7 protein-coding genes are annotated in these 4,273 nt (G+C 71.9%); 5 read left to right on the forward strand and 2 right to left on the reverse strand.

The features are described from left to right. Positions 1-143: 143 nt before the first annotated feature. From dut to ACI379_RS01015, 4 genes are read left to right on the forward strand one after another with little or no spacing between them, the layout of a single operon-like run. Entirely contained in the window at positions 144-623 is a 480-nt protein-coding gene (gene dut, locus ACI379_RS01000; protein WP_439790193.1) for a dUTP diphosphatase, read from the forward strand. Positions 624-670: 47 nt separating this feature from the next. Continuing rightward, entirely contained in the window at positions 671-1,282 is a 612-nt protein-coding gene (locus tag ACI379_RS01005; RefSeq protein ID WP_439790194.1) for a DUF3710 domain-containing protein, read from the forward strand. Between the two features lie 2 nt (positions 1,283-1,284). Beyond that, positions 1,285-1,644 (forward strand): OB-fold nucleic acid binding domain-containing protein, encoded by a 360-nt coding sequence (locus ACI379_RS01010; protein ID WP_439790195.1) that lies wholly within the window; start codon positions 1,285-1,287, stop codon positions 1,642-1,644. Then, positions 1,641-2,459, forward strand: coding sequence for a DUF3159 domain-containing protein (locus tag ACI379_RS01015; protein ID WP_439790196.1), 819 nt, complete (start codon positions 1,641-1,643; stop codon positions 2,457-2,459). Before ACI379_RS01010 ends, ACI379_RS01015 begins: the two co-directional genes overlap by 4 nt. A gap of 23 nt (positions 2,460-2,482) precedes the next feature. Here the strand turns inward: ACI379_RS01015 and ACI379_RS01020 are convergent, their stop codons facing one another. Both ACI379_RS01020 and ACI379_RS01025 read right to left on the reverse strand, forming a co-directional pair. After that, positions 2,483-3,163, reverse strand: coding sequence for a potassium channel family protein (locus ACI379_RS01020; protein ID WP_439790197.1), 681 nt, complete (start codon positions 3,161-3,163; stop codon positions 2,483-2,485). Then, on the reverse strand, positions 3,163-3,810 hold the full coding sequence (locus tag ACI379_RS01025) for a potassium channel family protein (protein ID WP_439790199.1): 648 nt from the start codon (positions 3,808-3,810) through the stop codon (positions 3,163-3,165). The genes ACI379_RS01020 and ACI379_RS01025 overlap by 1 nt, the downstream gene beginning before the upstream one ends. Positions 3,811-3,931: 121 nt before the next feature. On the opposite strand from ACI379_RS01025, the gene ACI379_RS01030 reads away from it, so the two are divergent. Then, positions 3,932-4,273: cation transporter (locus tag ACI379_RS01030; protein WP_439790198.1), on the forward strand; the 342-nt coding region annotated here is incomplete at its 3' end.

The raw sequence follows: 4,273 nt of genomic DNA on the forward strand, positions 1-4,273 counted from the left end.
TGGACCCACCAGCGCAGGGGAAGGGTCAGGCGTTCGTCGAATCGGTGCCGCTCCACGGGCATGAGCCTAGGCGAGGGCGCACAACGAACGACGGGCGGTCCTCGCGTGTGCCCGTCGCCGTCCGGAGGGTAGATTCGCGCCCCGTGACGCCCGACCCCCGCCTCGAGACCCCCGGCGCGCTGCGCGTCGCCGTCCGCCGGCTCGACCCCGACCTGCCGCTGCCCTCGTACGCCCACCCCGGCGACGCGGGCGCCGACCTGTGCACCACGGTCGACGTACGGCTGGGGCCCGGTGAGCGGGCCCTGGTGCCGACAGGGATCGCGATCGCCCTTCCCGAGGGGTACGTGGCCCTGGTGCACCCACGCTCCGGGCTCGCGGCCCGGCACGGCGTCTCCATCGTCAACACGCCCGGCACCGTGGACTCCGGCTACCGGGGCGAGGTCAAGGTGCTGCTGGTCAACCACGACCTGGTCGAACCGGTCGAGCTGCGCCGTGGTGACCGGGTCGCGCAGCTCGTCGTGCAGCGGTACGAACGGGCCGACTTCGTCGCCGTGGACGAACTGCCTGACTCGGTGCGTGGTGACGGGGGTTACGGTTCTACGGGTGGGTTCGTCGGCGCCTGAGCGTGGCGCCGCCACGACGAGCCGACAGCGATGATGGGAGATCAGACGTGAAGTTCCGCCGCAAGACCTCGACCGCGGCCGAGGTCGCCGAGTCCGAGGCGGTCGCTGCCCGTGAGCCCGGCCCCTGGGACAGCGCCGACGTGCGCGAGGACGGGGTCGAGCGGGTGGACCTCGGGGCCCTGCTGCTTCCTCCGTTGGAGGGGCTCGAGGTGCGGCTGCAGGTCGACGAGAAGAGCGGGAACGTCCGTTCGGTCCTCCTCGCCGGCCCCGAGGGTGCCGTGGAGCTGCAGGTGTTCGCCGCGCCGCGCAACGGGGACCTGTGGGGCACCGTCCGTCCCCAGATCGCCGAGGACCTGACCCGCCGGGGTGCCGAGCACTCCGAGCGGGAGGGCCGCTGGGGCACCGAGCTGGTCTGCCAGCTGCCGGTGCAGCGCCCCGACGGCACCCCGGCCGTCCAGCCGTCGCGGATCGTGGGGGTCAACGGCCCCCGCTGGCTCCTGCGCGCCACCTTCATGGGTGTCCCCGCCACCGACCCCGAGAAGGCAGGTGAGTGGGAGGACGCCCTCAGCCAGGTCGTCGTGCACCGCGGTGACGGTGCGATGCCGGTCGGTGAGCAGCTCCCGGTGGTGCTGCCCGCGGACGCCCGCCGGGTGCGCTGACCGTGGCCCAGGCACGGTGGCGCCGCGCCCTGGACCGGTGGGCCGACACCTCCGACCAGGAGGCGCGCGACCTGCGCGCCACGCACGAGGAGGCCGGGCACGCGGTGATCGCTGAGGCGCCCGACCGTGAGCGGGTGACGGTGCGCGGGGTCCTCCGTACGGTGACGCTGCGCCCCCGTGACGGCGTGCCCGTGCTGGAGGCTGAGCTCTCGGACGGTTCGGGCGTGGTCACGCTGACCTGGCTCGGCCGCCGACGCATCGGCGGGATCGACCCGGGCCGGTCCCTGCGGGTGACCGGGCGGATCGGCCCGCAGAACGGCGTCCGCGTCATGTACAACCCCCGTTACGAGCTGATCCCGTGAGCGACGACGCGGCCCGGCCGGCGGGCGCGGACGAGGGCCAGACCGTCGAGCCGGTCATCGAGGAGCGCGAGCAGCACGCGGACGTGACCACCGTCGAGGCGCTGGTCCGGCGCCAGCTCTCCGACGCCCTCGGCGGGCGCCGGGGGATGCTGGAGGCAGCGACGCCCACGGTGCTGTTCACCGTCACCTGGCTGACCACGCGCCAGCTCGAGACGGCTCTGTACGTCAGCATCGGCGCCGCGCTGGTGCTCCTGGCGATCCGCCTGGTCCAGCGCTCCACGGTGCAGTTCGTGGTCAACGCCCTCTTCGGGATCGGGCTGGGGTGGTTCTTCGCCCACCGGGCCGGTGCCGCCGGAGGCAGCGCGGAGGAGCAGGCTCTGGCCTACTTCGCGCCCGGCATCATCTACAACGCCGGGTACGCCGTCGTCCTGGGCCTGACCTGCCTGGTCCGGTGGCCGCTGGTCGGCTTCATGGTCGGGAGCGTCACCGGCGAGCTCACCGAGTGGCGCCGCGACCGCGGTCTGGTGAAGCTCTGCTCGCGGCTGACCTGGATGCTCGTCGTCCCGTGCGCGGTGCGTGTCGTCGTCCAGGCGCCGGTGTGGTTCGCCGGGCACAGCGGAGCGATGGACGCCGACACCGCGATCGCCTTCCTCGGGGTGAGCAAGATCGTCATGGGCTGGCCGCTGCAGCTGGCCGCCCTGGGGGCGATGGTCTGGTTGCTGGCGCGCGACGGCACGCCGATCGAGCGGGCGACGGCCACCGCCGAGGCCGCGGAACCTGCCGCGGGTGCCCCGGAGGGCCAGCCCGCCGACTGAGCCGGCGGGCGTGGCCCGTCCGTTCAGTCCTCGGCGCGGCGACCGGCGAGCGGGGAGAGGAGCTTCTCGAGCTCCTCCTCGACCTCGGCGGGGACCACGAACAACAGCTCGTCGCCAGCCTCGAGGGGCTGCTCGGCCTGCGGCGTGTACACCTGCCCGTCGCGCAGCATCGTGACGAGGGAGCAGTTGTCGGGGAACGGCACGAGACCGGTGGGGGTGCCGACGTACGGGGAGTTGGCGGGCAGCGTCATCTCGACGAGGTTGGCGTTGCCCTGCCGGAACGTGAAGAGCCGGACCAGGTCACCGACCGACACGGCCTCCTCGACGAGTGCCGACATGATGCGCGGGGTCGACACGTTGACGTCGACGCCCCACGCCTCGGTGAAGAGCCACTCGTTGTTGGGGTGGTTGACGCGGCCCACGGTGCGGGGGACCGCGAACTCCGTCTTGGCCAGCAGCGAGGTGACGAGGTTGGCCTTGTCGTCGCCGGTGGCGGCGATCACGACGTCGCACTCCGCGACGCGGGCCTCCTCGAGGGAGGACAGCTCGCACGAGTCGGCCAGCAGCCACTCGGCGTCCGGCACCTGGTCGGGGCGGATGGCGCTCGCGGACTTGTCGATGAGCAGCACGTCGTGACCGTTCTCGATCAGCTCGCGCGCGATCGAGCGCCCCACGGCGCCCGCGCCGGCGATGGCGACCCTCATCACTCCTCCTCAGGTCCGTCGGCGAGGACGGCGTACGCGTGGGCGGCCTGGTCCTCGCGGATGACCAGGTGCAGTCGGTCGCCCTCCTGCAGGACGGTGTCGCGGGTGGGCAGCATGCCTTCGCCGAGGCGGTCGATCCAGGCGATGCGGCTGTGCGACTGCTCCTGGAAGTGCACCGTGCGGTGGCCCACCCAGACGTCGGAGACGCCCACGTGGTCCAGACGAATGGTGCCCGAGGGGTCGCGGAAGTCCGGCTCGGCGCCCGCGGGCAGGAGCCGGCGCAGGACCTGGTCGGAGGTCCACTTCACCGTCGCGACCGTCGTGATGCCCAGCCGCTGGTACACCTCGGCGCGGCCCGGGTCGTAGATGCGTGCCACGACCTGCTGCACGCCGAAGGTCTCGCGCGCCACGCGGGCCGCGATGATGTTGGAGTTGTCACCGCTGGAGACCGCGGCGAACGCGTGGGCACGGCGGATCCCCGCCTTCTCCAGCACTGCCTGGTCGAAGCCGATGCCCGTCACCTTGTCGCCGTTGAAGGCGGGACCGAGGCGACGGAAGGCGTCGGGCTCGGAGTCGATGACGGACACCGTGTGGTTGCGGTCCTCGAGGCTCCGGGCCAGCGTCGACCCGACGCGGCCACACCCCATGATCACGACGTGCACGTGTGAACGCTAACGCACGGCGCGGGTCGATGGGCGCCATCACCCGCGAGGCCCCGCAACCGTGTCGGGAGGCCGATCCGGCGCAGGTGGCCTACGCTTGCTCGTCGTGGGTGTCGGTGACGTCTCGAAGCGGATCCTGCTGGGCCGCAAACTCCGAAGCAATCAACTGGGCGAGACCTTGCTGCGCAAGCGGGTCGCGCTGCCGGTGTTCGCCAGCGACGCCTTGTCGTCGGTGGGCGCACTCATAGGCATTGCCGGAGCCCGTTTGGGCTACCCCATCCTGGATTCCGTGGCAAGCTTGGTCATCTGCATCTTCATCGTGAAGGCTGCGGTTGACATATTCAAAGACTCCATCGACAAGATGGTGGACCGCTCCAGCGGAGAAGAGACCGAGGAGCTGCTCAGGGAGTGCGCCGCGCGTCAGAAGGGCGTCTTGGGAGTAGACCTC

Origin of the sequence: Nocardioides sp. (assembly GCF_051876515.1) — a bacterium.
Classification (GTDB): domain Bacteria; phylum Actinomycetota; class Actinomycetes; order Propionibacteriales; family Nocardioidaceae; genus Nocardioides.